Below are 17,526 nucleotides of genomic sequence, written 5' to 3'. Positions count from 1 at the left end.
CTAGATAGCCCCCTAGGGCGATCTAGGGCGTCCTAGATCGCCTTAGGTGAGGAGGTCGGCGAGGGTGCGGGTACGGGAGGGGTGACGGAGCTTGTGCATTCCCTTGGACTCGATCTGGCGGATGCGCTCGCGCGTGACCCCGTAGACCTTGCCGACCTCGTCGAGGGTCTTGGGCTCGCCGTCGTTCAGCCCGAACCGCAGCGAGATCACGCCCGCCTCCCGTTCGGTCAGCGTCTCCAGGACCGCGTCGAGCTGGTCGCGCAGCAGGGACGTGGCGATGGCGTCGGCCGGGTCGGGCCCGTCGTCCTCAATGATGTCGCCGAGCTCGCCGTCGCCGTCCTCACCGAACGGGGTGTGCAGTGAGATCGGCTCGCGGCCGTACTTGAGCACCTGCGCGACCTTCTCGGCGGTGAGGTCGAGCGCGGCAGCGAGCTCCTCGTGGGTGGGTTCGCGGCCCAGATCCTGCAACATCTGCCGCTGAGTGCGGGTCACCTTGTTGAGGATCTCGACGACGTGCGCGGGGATGCGGATGGTGCGGCTCTGGTCGGCCAGTGCGCGGCCGACCGCCTGCTTGATCCACCACGTGGCGTACGTGGAGAACTTCAGGCCGCGGTGGTGGTCGAACTTCTCCACCGCGCGCATCATGCCGATGGTGCCCTCCTGGATCAGGTCCAGGAGGGGCAGGCCGCCGCCCGCATAGCGCTTGGCGATCGACACGACGAGCCGCAGGTTGGCCTCGACCATGTGGTCCTTGGCGCGGAGGCCGTCCGCGACGGTCAGCTCCAGCCGGTGGCGCTCGGCCGGGGCGAGCGTGTCGCCCTCGGCGCCCTCCGAGCCGTCCACAGCGTCGATGCGCTCCTGAGCGAGCCTGCCCGCCTCGATGCGCCCGCCCAGCTCGACTTCCTGCTCGGCGGTCAGCAGCGGGGTGCGCCCGATCTGCTTGAGGTAGTCCTTCACCGGGTCACCGGAAGAAACCATGGTCGCGTTGCGGGCGGTGCGAGTGGTCCGGACGGCGGTAGCGCTCAAAAGCGATTCCTTCCACTGGGTGACGGTTGTCTGGAACGTCCGGGAGCGGCGAATGATTCCCGGATGACCTAAATTTAGGTCAGACCTAGAACTATGTCAACAACAAACTTAGGTCGATCTGATGTATCGTGACGGCATGAGCGCACAACCGATGGGCCTCCGGGAGCTCAAGAAGCAGCAGACCAGGGACAACATCTCCAATCAGGCCACCCGGCTCTTCCTGGAACGGGGCTTCGACAAGGTGACGATCGCCGAGGTCGCGGCGGCGGCGCAGGTGGCCAAGATGACCGTCACCAATTACTTCCCGCGCAAGGAGGACATAGCCCTCGATCTGCACGAGGTGTTCGTGGGCCGGCTCGCCAAGGTCGTTCGCGAGCGGGCGCGGGGCGAGTCCGCGCTGGCCGCGCTGCGCCGCGCCTACCTCACCGCGATCGCGGCGCACGACCCGGTCATCGGTTTCTCCGGCCCCGAGTTCGCCCGCATGATCACCGACAGTCCCGCGCTCGTGGCCCGGCTGCGCGAGTTCCACGAGGAACGCGAGGACGCTCTCGCCGCCGCGCTCGCCGAGGAGACCGGCGCCGGGCCGGGCGACCTCCTCCCCCGGGTGGCCGCCGCCCAGCTCGGCGGCGTCCACCGGGTGCTCTTCAACGAGACGTTGCGCCGCACCCTCGAAGGGCAGCGCAACGACGAGATCGCGGCGGCGCTGACCGAGGACGTCGCCACCGCCTTCGACGCCCTCGGGCCCTGCCTCGCCGGCTACGCCGTGCGCTGACGCGCCCGTGATCAAGCGCCCGCGATCAGGCGATCACGATCAAGAGGTCACCGGCCTGGACCGGGGTGACCTCCGGGACGGCGAGCCGCCCGACGGTGCCCGCGACGGGAGCCGTGATGGCGGCCTCCATCTTCATGGCCTCGATAGTGGCGACGACGTCCCCGGCCGCGACCTCGTCGCCCTTGGCCACGCGCAGGGTCACCGAGCCGTCGAACGGAGCGGCGACATGGCCGGGCTCGTTCGGGTCGGCGCGTTCGACCGGCGGGGTGTCGGAGACAACGGACTTGTCCCGGACCGACAACGTCCGCAGCTGGCCGTTCACCGTGCAGATGACCTGCCGGACACCGGCCTCATCGATCTCGCCGACGGCCTCCAGCATCGCCAGCACGCGGACGCCGGGTTCGAGGTCGAACGAGACCTCCTGGCCGGGGCGCAGGCCATAGAGGAACGCCCCCGTCGGCAGCAGTGACAGATCGCCGTACGCGGCGCGCGCCTCGCGGTACTCCTTCGCCGGTGCAGGGAAGAGGAGCTGGTCGAGGGTGTCGCGGACCTCGGGGCCCGCGAGCGCCTTCTCCTCGGCGCCCGTGAGCTCGGCCCTCGCGGGGGTGAACGGCCGCCCGGCGAGCGCGGTGCTCCGGAACGGCTCGGGCCAGCCGCCCGGCGGGTCACCCAGCTCGCCGTTCAGGAAGCCGATCACGCTGTCGGGGATGTCGTAACGCTCGGGGTGCGCGGCGAAGTCGCCCGGGTCGGCGCCCGCCGCGACCAGGTGCAGCGCCAGATCGCCGACGACCTTGCTCGACGGCGTGACCTTCACCAGCCGGCCGAGGATGCGGTCGGCCGCCGCGTACAGCCGCTCGATCTCCTCGAACCGGTCGCCGAGACCGAGCGCGACCGCCTGCTGCCGCAGGTTGGACAGCTGGCCGCCGGGGATCTCGTGCTGGTAGACGCGGCCGGTCGGCGAGGGCAGGCCCATCTCGAACGGCGCGTAGAGCTTTCGGACAGCCTCCCAGTACGGCTCCAGCGCGGTGAGGGAGCCCAGATCGAGCCCGGTGGCCCGTTCGGTGAAGTCGGTGTGCGCGACGATGGCCTGCAGCGGCGGCTGGCTCGTGGTCCCCGACAGCGGCGCCGCGGCGCCGTCGATCGCGTCCACCCCGGCCTCGACGGCTGCGAGATAGGTGGCGAGCTGGCCGCCGGCGGTGTCGTGGGTGTGCAGGTGAACGGGCAGGTCGAAGCGTTCACGCAACGCCGTCACGAGCGTGCGGGCGGCAGGCGCGCGCAGCAAGCCGGCCATGTCCTTGATGCACAGCACATGGACGCCCGTCTCAACAAGCTCCTCGGCCAGGCGCAGGTAGTAGTCGAGCGTGTAGAGCTTCTCGCCCGGGTCTGACAGGTCACCGGTGTAGCAGAGCGTTCCTTCGACCAAAGCGTGCGTCTGCAACACGGCGTCGATGGCCGGGCGCATCCGGTCCACGTCGTTCAGCGCGTCGAACACCCGGAAGATGTCGACGCCGGTACGGGCCGCCTCGGTGACGAACGCGCGCGCCACCGAATCGGGATAGGGCGTGTAGCCGACGGTGTTGGCGCCGCGCAGCAACATCTGGATGCACAGGTTGGGGGCGGCATCCCTGATCTGAGCGAGCCGCTCCCATGGCGACTCTCCGAGGAAGCGCAGCGCGACGTCGTACGTGGCGCCGCCCCACGCTTCGAGCGACAGCAGTTGCGGCGTCATGCGCGCGAGGTACGGCGCCGCCTTGAGGAGGTCGAACGTCCGTACGCGCGTCGCGAGCAGCGACTGGTGCGCGTCCCGGAACGTGGTGTCGGTGACCGCGAGGCTCTGCTGCGCGCGCAGCGCCGTGGCGAAGCCCTGCGGCCCGAGGGCGAGCAGGCGGTCGCGCGAGCCCTCGATCACCGGGCTGGACAGGTCGAGCTCCGGCAGCTTGGTCGCCGGGTCGAGGTCGGTGGGCGCCTCGCCGTGCGGCTTGTTGACCGTGACGTCGGCGAGGTAGCGGACGAGGCGGGTGGCGCGGTCGCCGCTCGACCGCGCGGTCAGCAGCTCGGGGTGCTCGGCGATGTAGGCGGTGGTGACGCCGCCCGTGCGGAAGTCCGGCTCGTCCAGCAGCGCCTGGAGGAACGGGATGTTGGTGGCGACGCCCCGGATCCGGAACTCGGCGACGGCGCGGCGGGCCCGCCGTACCGCGTCCTCGAACGTGCGGCCGCGGCAGGTCAGCTTGACCAGCAGCGAGTCGAAGTGCGGCGTGACGATGGCGCCCGCGTGGGTGGTTCCGGTGTCGAGCCGCACTCCGGCGCCGCCGGGCGAACGGTACGCCGAGATCTTGCCGGTGTCCGGGCGGAAGCCGTTGGCCGGGTCCTCGGTGGTGATGCGGCACTGCACGGCGAATCCGGAGACCGCGATGTCGTCCTGGGAGATGCCGAGGTCGTCCAGGGTCTCGCCGCCCGCGATGCGCAGCTGGCTCTGCACCAGGTCGACGCCGGTGACCTCCTCGGTCACGGTGTGCTCGACCTGGATGCGCGGGTTCATCTCGATGAAGACATGGCGCCCGGCGTCGTCGACCAGGAACTCGACCGTGCCCGCGTTCACGTAGCCGATCTCGCGGGCGAACGCGACCGCGTCGGCGCACAGCCGTTCAGCCACGGCCTCGTCCAGCTGCGGAGCCGGGGCGATCTCGACGACCTTCTGATGGCGCCGCTGCACGGAACAGTCACGCTCGCGCAGATGCACGGTGTGCCCGCCACCATCGGCCAGCACCTGCACCTCGATGTGGCGCGGACGATCGACGGCCTGCTCCAGGAACACGGTCGGATCGCCGAACGCACTTTGCGCCTCGCGCCGCGCCGTGTCGACGGCCGCCTCAAGATCCTCGCGCCGGTCGACCCGCCGCAGCCCCCGCCCGCCGCCTCCCGCCGCGGCCTTCGCAAAGAGCGGGAAGCCGACCTCATCGGCCACCGCCAGCTCCTCGCCTTCCGCCGGAGTCAGCGAGCGCAGCACCGGCAGCCCGGCCCGCCGCGCGGCGGCGACCGCCTCGATCTTGTTGCCCGCCAGCCGCAGCGCCGGGCTCGGCGGCCCCACGAACGTCAGGCCGTTGCGCTCGCACTTCTCCGCCAGCTCGGGGCTCTCGGACAGGAACCCGTAGCCGGGATAGATCGCGTCGGCGCCGACCCGCAGCGCGGTCTCGATGATGCCGTCCACATCGAGGTAGGCGCGCACCGGATGCCCGTGCTCGCCGATCTCGTACGCCTCGTCGGCCTTCTGCCGGTGCAGCGAGAACCGGTCCTCATACGCGTACACCGCCACGCTGGCGATGCCGAGCTCGTAGGCGGCGCGGAACGCCCGGACGGCGATCTCGCCCCGGTTGGCGACGAGCAACTTCCTGATCACGGCATCTTCTCCCAGACGGTGTTGCTCCAGCGAGTTGCAGACCTCCGATGACGACGTACCCAGTTGAGTAGGTGCCGCCTCGTGATCGCACTCGCCTGAAGTGCGAACAAACCACAAGATCTCGCCAGCCGGAAAAAACACGTTCGTTCCTGAGCCGCCCCTGTTTCTGAGGTGCACTCAAACCACACCTTGTCACCGAACCGACACCTTGACACCGCGTAACCCCTAGGCTTTTGCACCGATTGATACGACGGGGGCCCGATTCGGGTGCCGTTGATCCTGCGGGGAGGAACGTGTGGCGCTGCCGGAGCACCTCGAACTGCTGGTGAGCGACGAGCCGGTGCTCGACGTGTACGCGCACGGGCCGTGGCGGGTGCCGGACGGGCTCTTCGAGGAGATCCGGGCACGCGTTGACAGGCTCGTCAAGGACCAGCGCTGCGCCGGTCTGACGACCGACCGGCACGGCATGCTCGCCAGTCCCACCCCGCTCGTCGCCGCGGACCTGCTCCTCACGGTCGACTTCCTGTGCGGCGCGGGCGCGATCGTGGGCGGCTCCCATTCGATGCTGGACCGTGAGATTCTCGGGCACTACCACCACCCGCCCGCCGAGCCGCTGCGCAAGCCGACCCAGTGGGGAGCCGGGCCCGGTTCGTTCCGGCCGGTGGACTGGCTGCGGGAGTCACCTGACCCGGGCCTCGCCCTCGACCTCGCCCGGGAGTCGCTCGACCTTCTGGAGGGCCTGGAACCGCTGGAGAAGCGGCGGCAGGCGCTGATCAAGCTGTACGACGATCCGCCCTCCGACCTGGATCTGGAAACGACCGTGGCCGATCAGCACGCGGCCTGGCTCGCCCACGCCGACGACGAGATCCTCGCGGTGCTGCCCGAGCTGAGCGGGCCGATCGGCTATCTGGAATGGGTGTGCGACGGGCTGCTGGCCGTCCACAAGCACCTGCGGGAGGTGGCCCCGCACGACGAGCCCGATCTCGACCTGCTCGCGCACCTGGTGTTGCAGGCGGACAGGGATCAGGTCCCGGCAGAGCTGTCGGCCGTGCTGGGCGAAGACCGCTACGGCGAGCTGCTCGAACGGTTCGCCGCCATCCGCGAGGAGTTCCAGCCGGCCGAGTGGTTCCGGCAGGCCAGGGCGTGGCTCGGCCGCGGCCTGGGTGCGGGCGCCGCGGACGCGTGCCGGGGCTGGCTGGACATGTCGGTGCGGTTCACGGGCGTGGTCCAGGGCCTCCCCGACGTGGCGGACATGCCGAACCCGGTGTGGGTGCCCGTCAACCAGTTCCAGATGGACCTGCGGCGGCTGTACGCGCCGCGCCGAACCGTCCTCAACCCGCTCGCCGGCACGCTGAGCGACGCTCCGGCGCGGACGGCCAGGGCCAAGGCCAAGGCGGAGGTCGGCGCCGGGCTGGTCGGCCAGCCCGAGGTCGTGGCGGCGCTGCAGGAGATCGCCGACGGCGGCACCGAGCCGGTACGGCTGCTGCTGGCCGGGCCGGACGGCACCGGCAAGCGCGACGCCGCCCAGGAGGTCGCCCGGTTGCTGCACGACCGCGGGATCACCGGACCGCCAGTGTGGCTGGCCGATGACTTCTTCGCCGGGAAGACCGTGGCGAGCGCGACCAACGGCCTCTACATCGACGCCCGTGACTGCGACGGCGCCAACCTGCTCGTCATCGACGGGCTCGACGACATGTCCCGCGACCCGCGCAGCGGCGACGCCATCCTGGAGGAGCTGCACCGGGTCCTGGACGTCTTCGACGGCCTGCACGTCGTGGCGCTCTGCGAGACGGGCGGCGACCAGCGGATCCGCGAGGTCAACCCCGGCCTGTCGCTGCGGTTCAAGAAGGCCCACACGCACACGTTCAACGCCGAGGGATACGCCGAGCTCTTCAACCGCGCCGTCCACCAGCGCGGCGCCCGCGCCCACAAGCGCGCGCTCACCGCCGCCGGGCAGCTGCTCGTCAAGACCCCGCCCGTGCGCAACCTGCGGAACGCGCGGCTGGCGCACCTGCTCGCCGACATCGTGGTGGACGCCGTACGGGCACGCACCGAGCCGGGCGCCGAGCTCGTCGTCAAGCGCGCCGACGTCCCGGCCACCTTCGACGCCGCCGGATCGCCCAGCGATCCGCAGGCCGAGCTGGCCGCCCTCACCGGCCTCGCCCCCGTCAAGCACGAGATCGAGCTGCTGGTGGCCGGTGCGCGGGCCGCACAGCTGCGCCGCGACTCCGGCCTGCCCGTGACGATGCCCGCCCGGCACATGGTCTTCACCGGCAACCCCGGCACGGGCAAGACCGTCGTGGCGCGGCTCCTCGCCCGGATCTACAAGGACCTCGGCATCCTCTCGTCGGGGCACTTGGTGGAGGCGTCGCGGGCTGAGCTCATCGGCGAGTACCTGGGCGAGACCGCGGTCAAGACCCGCGCCGTGGTCCAGCGCGCCATCGGCGGCGTGCTCTTCATCGACGAGGCGTATTCGCTCACCCAGGCGGACTACGACGGCGACTACGGCGCTGAGGCGATCGCCGAGCTGGTGAAGATGATGGAGGACCACCGCGAGGACCTCGTAGTGATCGTCGCTGGCTACGAACGCGAGATGCGGCGCTTCATCGCCTCCGACCCGGGGCTGGCCTCGCGGTTCCCGACCACGATCCGGTTCCCGGACTTCACCGACGACGAGCTCGTCACCGTCTTCGCCGGGTTCGCCGCCGAGACCGGTCTCGAGCTCACCACCGGGGCGAGCGAGAAGATCATCGACCTGCTGCGCCGCACGCCGCGCGGCCGCTCGTTCGGCAACGCCCGCCTGATGCGCAACCTGTGCGAACGCGCCACGGCACTCCAGTCACGGCGGGTCGTCGAACTGAAGAAGGCGACCCCGGAGCAGCTCGCCGAGCTCCGGCCCGAGGACTTCCCGCCCTCCCTGTCCGGCACCACCCGCAGCGTCCCCGCGAGCGACCCGATCGCCGAGCTGGACGGCCTCATCGGCCTCAGCGAGATCAAGACCGAGGTCCGCAAGCTCGTCGCCGAGGCGCGCAGCGCCGAGCTCCGGCGCGAGGCCGGCCAGCCCGTGACGGTCCCCACCCGCCACATGGTCTTCACCGGCAACCCGGGCACCGCCAAGACGACCGTGGCCCGGCTGATCGCCCGCGTCTACGCGCACCTCGGCCTGCTCTCGTCCGGCCATCTGGTCGAGGTCGGCCGGAACGATCTCGTCGGCGCCTATCTCGGCCAGACGGCGCCCAAGGTCCAGGCCGCCGTCGAGCAGGCCCTCGGCGGCGTGCTGTTCATCGACGAGGCGTACTCGCTCACCGCCGACAACGACTCGTACGGCCGCGAGGCCATCGCCACCCTGGTCAAGCTGATGGAGGACTACCGCGGCGATCTCCTGGTCATCGCGGCCGGTTACGAACGCGAGATGGCCGCCTTCCTCGCCGCCAACTCGGGCCTGGAGTCCCGCTTCCCCAAGCGGCTGCGCTTCCCCGACTACTCCGACTCCGAGCTGGTCGCCATCTTCGAGCAGCTCACGGCCATCGAGGGACTCACCCTCGCCCCCGAGACGACGGCCGCCGTCCGCACGCTGCTGGCACGCGCCGACCGCGGCCCCACGTTCGGCAACGGCCGCCTCATGCGCAACCTGCTGGACGCCGCCATCGCCAACCAGGCCACGCGCATCACCGCCGCCGACCGTCCAGACGACGCGGAGATCCTGACCCTGCGGCCCGAGGATCTCCCGCCCACGACCGGACCGGAGGCCGAGCGTTACGGCCTCTACCTCTAGCCGCCGGGATCGCGGGGAGGACGGGCTCGGCGCCGGGCGCGGGCCATGGGAACGACGATGGCGATACCGGCGATGACGATGCCCGTCATGAAGCCGACGGCCACGCTGATGTCCCCCGAGAGGGCGGCCCAGGCGAGGCCGACGCCGGTGAGGAACGCGGTGTAGACGGCGACGAATACGTAGAAGCGTTTGCTCCAGAAGAAGTAACGAGCAGGCGCCTCGGGAGCGGTGTCCAGCTCGCCCGAGGGTCCGACGCTGGCGGACTTCGGGCGCTTGAAGTACATCCAGACGGTCCAGGCGACGGCCGGTTCCCAGCCTTCGGGGGCAAGGCGCTTGGCGACGGCCTTGCGGCGCAGCGTGGGGACGATCTTGTGGTACTCCCAGCGCTGCGGGCGTTCGATGTCGCGGCGGCAGGTGAAGCCGTGCTTCATGTCGTAGCTTTCGAGTTCCCAGCCCTGTTCGCCGAACTCGTTGAGCTGTTGCACGTCGTTGAACGCGTCGGCGTGGAAATGCCAGACCTCGGCATCGGGCGCGGGCCCGGTGGACGTGCCGCCGCCCTCGGTGAGCTCGCCGGCGAAGTCTGCCGCGGGGCCGAACTCCTCGACCGGGTCAGCACCGGACTCGGCGATATAGGCGGCCAGGTCGTCGACCGTGCCCCGGATCTCGGCGGCCGGCACGCCGCGTTCGCTCAGGTGGGCGGCCAATTCGTCGAAGTAGGTCATGTCACCCCACCCCGGTCGAGGACCGAACGTACGGACTCGTCGAAGGCACGCCACAGCCGGCCCTGCTCGGCCAGGGTGTCGCGGCCTTCCTCGGTCAGGCGGTAGTAGCGGCGGCCCGGCCCCCGGTCGGCGACGCGGAACTCGGCGACGACCAGCCCCGCCTCCTCCAGGCGGTTGAGCACGGGGTAGAGCGTCCCGCCCTTGATCTGGCCGAGGCCCGACGTGGCGAGCGACTTGGAGATCTCGTACCCGTAGTTCTCGCCCTCGGTGAGGGTGGCGAGCACCAGGAGGTCGAGCACGCCCTTGAGCCAGCTCGCGCGGCGGTCGGCAGCCATGACGATGATGGTAGCAGTGCAACCTATATAGGTATGGGACTACTTAGAAGTGCGATGCCGCTCGTAGTGGCGGCTGACGCGGGCGCGGTTGCCGCAGCCAGGCGAGCACCACTCGCGGCGGGGATGCTGTTTCACGAAGAAGAGCACGCAGCCCGGGCCGCCGCAGGCACGCAGGTCGGCGCGCTGCGGCCCGCCCAGGATCTCGATGGCTGACCGGGCGATGGCCGCCAGCACGGCGTCCACCGGCGGCGCTGCGGTCTCTTCCACGACCGCCGGTGGCGTGAGGGCGAGGCGGGGCCAGCGCGGCGCGGCGGCTGCGGCGGCGTTCAGGACGGCGAGCGCCTCCGGGAACGGCTCGGTGAGCGCCTCCGGGAGCGGATCGCCGTCCTGGACCGCCTGGCGGGCGAGAGCCCGGATCGCGTCCCGCAACGCCACGAACCTGCCGAGGTCGGTCTTCGCGAGGTCACGCACGGCCGCCTCGGCGAGACCGTCGTCGAACGCGGCGGCGTGCGCGTGCAGCCAGTCGGCGAGCGGCCCTGCCCCGGCCAGCCCTTCCCGTATGTCGCCGCGCACCGCGTACCTGGTGTTGCCGAACTCGATGCCGAGCGGCTCCCCCAGCGCCGGAGCGGCGGTCTCCTCGATCTCGTCGGGCCTCACGTGCTTATCGTGTCACCGATCTTCGGGTTGAACCGGTGGTACTCGCCGAACTCCCAGGTCCCCGGCAGCGCGCCGGGAAGCTCGACGACCCGTTCGACGTCGAAGTCGACGACCTGGCGCGCCCCCGGCAGCGTCGTGGCCCGTTCCGGATCCCAGTCCACGCGGGCGTTTCCGGTCAGATGCAGGGTGTGCCCGTTCTTCCAGTCGACGAACAGCAAGCCGCACACCGGGTCGAGTTCGAGATTGCCGAGCGTCATGTACATCGAGTTGCCCACGTACTCCGGCCATACCAGCCGGTCCTCGCCGCTGGCGCGCACGAAACCCGGGTTGCCGCCCCTGTGTGACACGTCCGCGCCTTGCCCGGACGCGTGGGTGGCGACGAAGAAGGTGTCAGCCCGGTCGATCCACTCCCGCTGGGCGGCGGTGAGGGTGCGGCTCGTCCGCGCTGCGCCTCGCTCGTGCCCGGCCACGCCGTCGACGATCTCGCGCGTCTGGATGTACTTGGGACAGTTGGCATAGACCTGCTCAGTCCGGATGAGCAGCCCGTCGCCTGCGGCGGAGACCGTGCCGTTCACCCGCATCCGCCGCCGCGTCGGCGGCTCGATCGCGAGCATGCCGACCTCCCTGGCTTCGTCCGCGATCAACGGCTCCAGCAGGGCAGGCCGCCGGTCGACGGCGATGGAACGCGCGTCGACCGGCGTCGCGAAGCCGGGCGGGCCGACGATCGCGTCCGCCCACATCGCCCCGTCGTCGTCGGCCGCGCCCAGCACGAGCAGACGCTGCTGTCTCAGGAACTCCGCCGCGACCGGGGGGATCTCGGCGTCCACACTCGCCGATCCCCAGCCGTCGCGGGTCACGCCCATACGGTGCTGGAGCGCCGCTTCACCAGGATGCCGGCCCACCGGTCCTCCTCCGATCTCGTCGTTGCGCTGTCTGTCGGTCTAGAAGAAACCGCAGGTGGGAGCGGACTGGGCGGGTGCCGGACGATCGCCGGCACCCGTCGGCACGTAGATCTCCAGCCGGATCCCGTCGGGGTCCTCGAAGAAGACACCGCCGGACTGGGCACCCTCGCTGTGCGCGACCACGCCGTCATGGACGAGCGTCGCGCCCAGCTCGCGCAGCGTGGCCTCCGCCCGGCGCACGTCCTCGATGCCGGGTACCTGGAACGCCAGGTGGTGCAGCCCGGGAAGCGCCGTGGCGAACCGGCCGTCGCTCTGCTGCCACAACGTGATCAGCAGCTTGCCGTCGAGCCCCAGGAAGGCGTACCGGCGATCGGCGTCCACGGACTCGCCGAGCGTCTCCAGCCCGAGAACGCGGCGGTAGAAGTCGCCGGAACGGCCGAGATCGGTGACGTTGAGCCCGACGTGCCCAGTGGTGAGGGTGGTCATGCGCTCTCCTAATGGTTGATGTGCAGATCAAACATTAGACAGCATGACAGAATGACCTAATGCTTGCAATACCATCTAGGCATTAGATTGAAGAAGAAGCCGCATACCTGCGCTTTCACCAGGGAATAGGCCGAAGGATCTTGCAGTTGCAACGATCACACGGGCGACCCGGAGGCCCCGGCGTCCGTTGTTCATGCCCTGATGGAGGACGCCATGAGAAGCAGCATTCCCCGGCCCCGCAGGGCCGATGGCCGCCGCGCGCAGGTGCGGTCGACCTCGCTCCGCGCCCTCGCAGTCGCCGCCCGGCTGGAGCGGCATCACGACCCGGAGGGACCACCAGGCCACGAGAACGGCCGGGTCGCGCAGCCCCAGCGGCGCACGCCCGACCCGGCCTGATCAGCCGAACGGAGAGCCTCCGCCAGACCACGACGGGTGCCGATCACCCGGCCGCGATCAGGCGGGGGCTTTCCGCTGTCCAGGGTCAGCGGCATGAGCCAGGAACAACACCCGTACCGCGTTCCGGGCCCGTTCCGCACCGAGATCTTCCACGACGGCCATGAGGTGCTCGGCCCCCAGCGAGGCGAGCAGCGCATGCGCCAGGGCCTCAGGGTCGCTCTCGCCGGCGAGGAGGATCGTGAGATGCCGATGCCAGAAGCGGTACGCGCCGATGCGGTAGCGCGCGCCCGGCGACGCGGTCTCGGACATCCGGACGAGCGGAAGATGTGCCAGCGCGAAGTCGAGATAGGCGTCCGCGAACGCGCGTAGCCGGTCCGCCGGCGGCGCTCCGGGTCCAAGCGGCGCGGGGCCGAAGAGGATCGCATCCTGGAGCTCGCGTTCACGTTCGTCGAGGAGCGCCGCCGCGAGCCCGGCCTTGTCGCCGAACCTGCGGAAGAGCGTCCCCTTGCCCACCCCCGCGGCGGCGGCGATCGCGTCCATGGAGACCGACTCGACGCCGTGCGCGGCGAAGAGCTCGGCCGCCGCAGCCAGCACCTTGGCCCGGTTGCGCGCCGCATCGGCACGCTCCTTGGTCGGAGGCGTGCGCATGAGCTCCAGTTCCACGATCCCTCCCGATCGAACGGACCCACCTCAACCGGACTGTAGTCCAATTGCCCCGGAGTCCCGAAGAGCAGCACCTCAGCGTGGCCGCCATCACACCGCAAAACGAACATCCGTTCTTGATTGAACGGGATGCCCGTGCGAGCATCTTATAAAACGAGCATTCGCTTTAGCTCAGGCAATATCCGAAGGTGGTGATGACGATGCAGGAGATGCTCTCGGCACTCTGGCAGCTCACCCCGCTCCGCATCGGCATCCGCCTCGTCAACGTCGGCCTCAACACGATCTCCGCGCAGGAACTGCTCACGGCTCTGATCCACACACAGCTGGTCCCCGCCCTGGTCGCCATCGCCTGGCTGATCCCGTGGGAACGGCTGGTCATGCGGGCCTACCGCCACCTCCCTACCCCGCCTCCTTACCAGGTGGCCAAGCCCGTCCTCCGCTCCGGCGTCACGCCTCGACGCGATCGCTGCGTTCCAGAGCACATACCATCTTGGGACAAATACTCTGGCAACCAAGCGACGCAAGCGACGGGAAGAGAACGGTGTGACGGACAGGACGATGCCGGACGCCCACCCTCTGCGGTCTGGGGATCCAGAGCGGCTGGGATCGTATGTGGTCCTCGGCCGCCTCGGCGAGGGCGGCCAGGGTGCGGTCTTCCTCGGCCGCCGGGACGGGGAGTCCGCCGAGTACGTCGCGATCAAGCTCCTGCACGCGGGCCTCACGGCCGACGAGTCGGCGCGGATGCGCTTCGTGCGCGAACTGGAGGTCGCCAAGCGGGTGGCCCGGTTCTGCACGGCCCAGGTGCTCGACGCCGATGTGGCCGGTGACCAGCCCTACATCGTGAGCGAGTACGTCGCGGGGCTCTCCCTGCACCGCCTCGTGGAGGCCGAGGGCCCGCGGACGGGCGGTGCCCTGGAACGCCTTGCGATCAGCACGCTGACCGCGCTCACCGCGATCCACCAGGCCGGGATCGTGCACCGCGACTTCAAGCCGCACAACGTCATGCTGGGCACCGACGGCCCGCGCGTGATCGACTTCGGGGTGGCCCGGGCGCTCGGCGCCGCGGGCGAGACCCAGAATGTCGGCACGCCCGCGTACATGGCACCCGAGCACTTCACCGGCGGCGAGGTCGGGCCGGCCGCGGACATGTTCGCCTGGGGCATCACGATGGCGTACGCCGCCACCGGCCGTCCCGCGTTCGGCAACGACGAGATGGCCGCGGTGATGCACCGCATCCTGACCGGAGAGCCGGACCTGGGCGATCTGCCGAGCCCGCTGCGCGACGTCGTCCTCGCCTGCCTCGCCAAGGACCCGGCGCTTCGCCCGACCGCGCGCGAGGCGCAGGAAGGCCTGGTCGGCGCGGCGAGCGGCAGCCTCCCCGCGCCGATGTCAGCCACCGACCCCCGTGCGGGCCAGCCGGTCGCAGGGGGCTACACGGCCCCGCAGCCACCCCCGTACGAGAACCTGACCCCTCCTCCGGTCGGCCAGGCTCCGGGGGCTCCTCCTGGCCAGGCTCCAGCCGGCGCACCACCGCCTCTCCCGCAGCCCGAGAAGCGCAAGCGCAACCGCAAGCTCGTCCCGCTCGCCGCGGCCGCTGCGGTCGTCGTGGTGCTCGGGGGCGGTGCGGTCTGGGCGGCGACCCGCTCCGGCGACGACAACGGCAAGAAAGCCGACCAGAACACCTCCGCCGCCGACCAGTCGCTGCCGACCACCGCCCCTGACCAGGCGGGCAACCCTGCGGGCGCGGACGGCAAGCCCTCCAAGGGCCCGAAGAAGTCCAAGGCGCCCAAGCAGAAGAACGGCCAAAACGATCCCAACCGTCCCAACGACGACGGGCAGCCCTCTAAGCCCCCCGCAGGCGGCGGAGGCGGAGGCTCGGGCGGCGAGCCGGCCAACAAGTTCACGCCCCAGGCAGCCTGCGACAGCGGCGGCCACGGGGGCGGCTTCGCCGTGCAGCGCAGCTTGCCTGTGCCGGGCGGAACGGCGTACCTGCTCTACCATCCCTCTGGTTTCAACTGCGCCGTCACGATGAAGACCAAGAACGTGGGCAAGTCGTCTCCGGTCTCCGTCTGGATCCAGCGCCAGAGCGACGGCCAGAAGGACATGGATAGCGGCTCGTTCTCCTGGTACGGCGGCCCTGTCTACGTCTCGGCCAAGAAGACCTGCGTCCGTTTCGGCGGCAACGGCGTCAGCTCCAGCTACGGCAACTGCGGCTGACACAGCGCACTCTGCGGGTGACGGGTGTGGGGGCGAGCCGGCCGGAGTGGGAGTGACCGGCTCGCCGCCTTTCGACGATCGGGCCCGAACAGAACGGGGACGGCCGGGCACGCGCGACGAATGTGATGCGTCAGTTGTTGCTAGGAGCGATCAGATCATCGAAGTCGCCGTCCTTGGCGCCGAGGATGAGAGCCTCGATCTCCGGACGGGTGTAGATGAGGGCCGGGCCCTCGGGGTGTCGGGAGTTGCGCATCGCCACCTGCCCGTCGGGCAGTTCGGCGATCTCGACGCAGTTCCCCTGGGAGTTGCTTCGACGGGACTTCAGCCAGCGGGCTCCGTGGAGCCTCGTCGCAGGAATCCCGTTGTCGTAGTAGTTATCCCGTCCGGCCATGTCATGGCCGTTTTCGGTCTGGAGCATCATGTCTCTCTGAGAAGATCACCGAGAATCTCGACGGTGCGCTCCGGGGTCGCGCTGTCGACGCACAGGCGCTCCATCGCCTGCAGATAGGTGTCGACGTCGTCGCGCTTGTCCAGGTACATCGCACCGGTGAGGTTCTCGACGTAGACCACGTCAGGCAGGTCCTGCTCGGGAAAGCGCAGGATCGTGAAGGCCCCGCCCTCGGCGGCATGGCCGCCGAACCGGAACGGCATGACCTGGATGGTGACGTTGGGGAGCTTGCTCATGGTGATGAGGTGCTCGAACTGGCCCCGCATCACCTCGGGACCCCCGATGGGTCGTTTGAGGGCCCCTTCGTCCAGCACGGCCCACAGCCGTGGGGCGTTCGGGCCGGTGAGCCGCTCCTGCCGCTGCAGGCGCAGCTCGACGCGCTGGTCGATCTCGTGCTCGGTGGCGCCGGCGTTGCCCAGCCGGATGACCGCGCGGGCGTACCCTTCCGACTGCAGTAGTCCCGGCACGAACTGCAGCTCATAGGTACGGATCAGCGTGGCCGCTTCTTCCAGTCCGACATAGGTCTGGAACCAGTTGGGGAGCACGTCGTTGTAGCGATGCCACCAGCCCGGGGTGTTGGCGTCGCGCGCCAGTTGGAGCAGCGCGTCGCGTTCGGTCCGGTCGGTGACGCCGTACAACGTGAGCAGGTCGTCCACGTCACGTTCTTTGAAGCTGACCCGCCCGAGTTCCAGTCGGCTGATCTTGGACTCCGACGCCCGGATGACGTAGCCGGCCTCCTGACGGCTCACGGCTTTCGCCTCACGCAGGCGACGCAGCTGTGAGCCGAGCAGGATCCGACGGACCGTCGACCCGGTTCCCGGCGTCTCTGGAGTCACGCCCAACCTCCCGGCTAGATGGCGGACAGCGAACTTCCCCGGCAGAGCCGGGAAATCTAACACAGTGTGCCACTGGCCTACTTATCCTGCCGCTACCTCCGATCATGCGGGTACATCGTGAGCCAAAACCCTGCCCCGCCGGGCCTCCTGAGCAGATTCCCGAGCGGATGCACGTGCATTGGGCCTTGCATTCGCACGCTACGATGCGCAGGATAACGCACGAGACTTCCGAGCCACGGCTGCACAACGAGATCACTTTGCGGGGTCCCGGGAAATGACGTCACGCCAGGCGCACGACGACACGCGGTGGGGGCTGGCCCCTGCCGTGAGGCCGGCCGGAACACAGGACCATGCCGTGCACTCGACACCCATACCTGAATCCTCTGACCTGCCAGAACCTCTGGACGCCGCACTCGCCGCCCTGGTGCGGCCCGCCGGCTGCACCGTCTCGTTCACCGTCCTCCCCGAGCCGGAATCGGTCACCGAGGCCCGCCACTTCGCACTCTCCAGGCTGAAGGCCTGGAACATGGCGGTCATCAGCGACGACGTCGGGCTGGTCGTCTCGGAACTCGTCACCAACGCGCTACGACACAGTGGCCATCGCGGTGACACTTATGGCCGGCTCTCCGACCCGATGCGCTCCGCGCCGACCGCGATCCGGCTGCGGCTCCTCCACGAGGCACCCTGGCTTCTGTGCGGGATCTTGGACGCGAGCACCTGCGCACCCCGCCGCAAGGAACCCGACTACATCGCCGAGACCGGCCGTGGTCTGCACCTGGTCGACTCCTTCTGTACGCGCTGGGGCTGGCGCGGACTGCCCGGCGGCAAGGTCGTCTGGGCACTTTTCCGTACCCCCTCAACGGCCCCCTGAACAGCTCTCTGAGCGCCACTCCA

General features: G+C 70.0%; 14 protein-coding genes and 1 pseudogene. 5 read left to right on the top strand and 10 right to left on the bottom strand.

What is annotated here, in order from left to right; genetic code table 11:
• Nucleotides 1-42: 42 nt before the first annotated feature.
• Nucleotides 43-972: pseudogene (locus ACH34W_RS44385) on the bottom strand (RNA polymerase sigma factor); the annotation flags it as partial.
• A gap of 190 nt (nt 973-1,162) precedes the next feature.
• Between ACH34W_RS44385 and ACH34W_RS44380 the strand changes: the two are divergent.
• Nucleotides 1,163-1,798, top strand: coding sequence for a TetR/AcrR family transcriptional regulator (locus ACH34W_RS44380; protein ID WP_395967251.1), 636 nt, complete (start codon nt 1,163-1,165; stop codon nt 1,796-1,798).
• Nucleotides 1,799-1,823: 25 nt separating this feature from the next.
• Here the strand turns inward: ACH34W_RS44380 and ACH34W_RS44375 are convergent, their stop codons facing one another.
• On the bottom strand, nt 1,824-5,195 hold the full coding sequence (locus ACH34W_RS44375) for a pyruvate carboxylase (RefSeq protein WP_395967250.1): 3,372 nt from the start codon (nt 5,193-5,195) through the stop codon (nt 1,824-1,826).
• Between the two features lie 295 nt (nt 5,196-5,490).
• Here ACH34W_RS44375 and ACH34W_RS44370 point away from each other — a divergent pair, with 295 nt between their 5' ends.
• Nucleotides 5,491-8,970, top strand: a complete 3,480-nt coding sequence (locus tag ACH34W_RS44370) for an AAA family ATPase (RefSeq protein ID WP_395967249.1) — start codon at nt 5,491-5,493, stop codon at nt 8,968-8,970.
• Here the strand turns inward: ACH34W_RS44370 and ACH34W_RS44365 are convergent.
• Genes ACH34W_RS44365 through ACH34W_RS44345 form a run of 5 tightly spaced genes read right to left on the bottom strand, consistent with a single transcriptional unit; the run spans nt 8,967 to nt 12,072 of the window.
• Nucleotides 8,967-9,692, bottom strand: a complete 726-nt coding sequence (locus tag ACH34W_RS44365; protein ID WP_395967248.1) for a hypothetical protein — start codon at nt 9,690-9,692, stop codon at nt 8,967-8,969. The genes ACH34W_RS44370 and ACH34W_RS44365 overlap by 4 nt on opposite strands.
• The gene (locus ACH34W_RS44360; RefSeq protein WP_395967247.1) at nt 9,689-10,027 is read right to left on the bottom strand and encodes a PadR family transcriptional regulator; all 339 of its coding nucleotides are present in this window, start codon (nt 10,025-10,027) and stop codon (nt 9,689-9,691) included. The genes ACH34W_RS44365 and ACH34W_RS44360 overlap by 4 nt, the downstream gene beginning before the upstream one ends.
• Nucleotides 10,028-10,066: 39 nt before the next feature.
• Entirely contained in the window at nt 10,067-10,684 is a 618-nt protein-coding gene (locus ACH34W_RS44355; protein ID WP_395967246.1) for a CGNR zinc finger domain-containing protein, read from the bottom strand.
• Entirely contained in the window at nt 10,681-11,586 is a 906-nt protein-coding gene (locus ACH34W_RS44350) for a pyridoxamine 5'-phosphate oxidase family protein (protein ID WP_395967245.1), read from the bottom strand. The genes ACH34W_RS44355 and ACH34W_RS44350 overlap by 4 nt, the downstream gene beginning before the upstream one ends.
• A gap of 39 nt (nt 11,587-11,625) precedes the next feature.
• On the bottom strand, nt 11,626-12,072 hold the full coding sequence (locus ACH34W_RS44345) for a VOC family protein (protein ID WP_395967244.1): 447 nt from the start codon (nt 12,070-12,072) through the stop codon (nt 11,626-11,628).
• A gap of 213 nt (nt 12,073-12,285) precedes the next feature.
• Between ACH34W_RS44345 and ACH34W_RS44340 the strand changes: the two genes are divergently transcribed.
• A complete protein-coding gene (locus ACH34W_RS44340; RefSeq protein WP_395967243.1) occupies nt 12,286-12,468 on the top strand; it encodes a hypothetical protein in 183 nt (60 codons plus the stop codon).
• Between the two features lie 57 nt (nt 12,469-12,525).
• Here ACH34W_RS44340 and ACH34W_RS44335 read toward each other — a convergent pair whose 3' ends face one another.
• The gene (locus tag ACH34W_RS44335; RefSeq protein WP_395967242.1) at nt 12,526-13,131 is read right to left on the bottom strand and encodes a TetR/AcrR family transcriptional regulator; all 606 of its coding nucleotides are present in this window, start codon (nt 13,129-13,131) and stop codon (nt 12,526-12,528) included.
• Nucleotides 13,132-13,674: 543 nt separating this feature from the next.
• Between ACH34W_RS44335 and ACH34W_RS44330 the strand changes: the two genes are divergently transcribed.
• Entirely contained in the window at nt 13,675-15,348 is a 1,674-nt protein-coding gene (locus ACH34W_RS44330) for a serine/threonine protein kinase (RefSeq protein WP_395967241.1), read from the top strand.
• 130 nt (nt 15,349-15,478) lie between these two features.
• Here ACH34W_RS44330 and ACH34W_RS44325 read toward each other — a convergent pair whose 3' ends face one another.
• Both ACH34W_RS44325 and ACH34W_RS44320 read right to left on the bottom strand, forming a co-directional pair.
• The gene (locus ACH34W_RS44325) at nt 15,479-15,739 is read right to left on the bottom strand and encodes a DUF397 domain-containing protein (RefSeq protein WP_395967240.1); all 261 of its coding nucleotides are present in this window, start codon (nt 15,737-15,739) and stop codon (nt 15,479-15,481) included.
• Nucleotides 15,740-15,765: 26 nt separating this feature from the next.
• On the bottom strand, nt 15,766-16,587 hold the full coding sequence (locus ACH34W_RS44320) for a helix-turn-helix domain-containing protein (protein ID WP_395967269.1): 822 nt from the start codon (nt 16,585-16,587) through the stop codon (nt 15,766-15,768).
• 400 nt (nt 16,588-16,987) lie between these two features.
• On the opposite strand from ACH34W_RS44320, the gene ACH34W_RS44315 reads away from it, so the two are divergent.
• The gene (locus ACH34W_RS44315) at nt 16,988-17,503 is read left to right on the top strand and encodes an ATP-binding protein (RefSeq protein ID WP_395967239.1); all 516 of its coding nucleotides are present in this window, start codon (nt 16,988-16,990) and stop codon (nt 17,501-17,503) included.
• The last annotated feature ends 23 nt before the right edge of the window (nt 17,504-17,526 follow it).

It is taken from the genome of Actinomadura sp. 6N118, from assembly GCF_044326415.1.
Classification (GTDB): Bacteria; Actinomycetota; Actinomycetes; order Streptosporangiales; family Streptosporangiaceae; genus Spirillospora.
The sequence above is the reverse complement of the archived record's forward strand: the minus strand, read 5'-3'. Positions and strand labels throughout refer to the sequence as shown.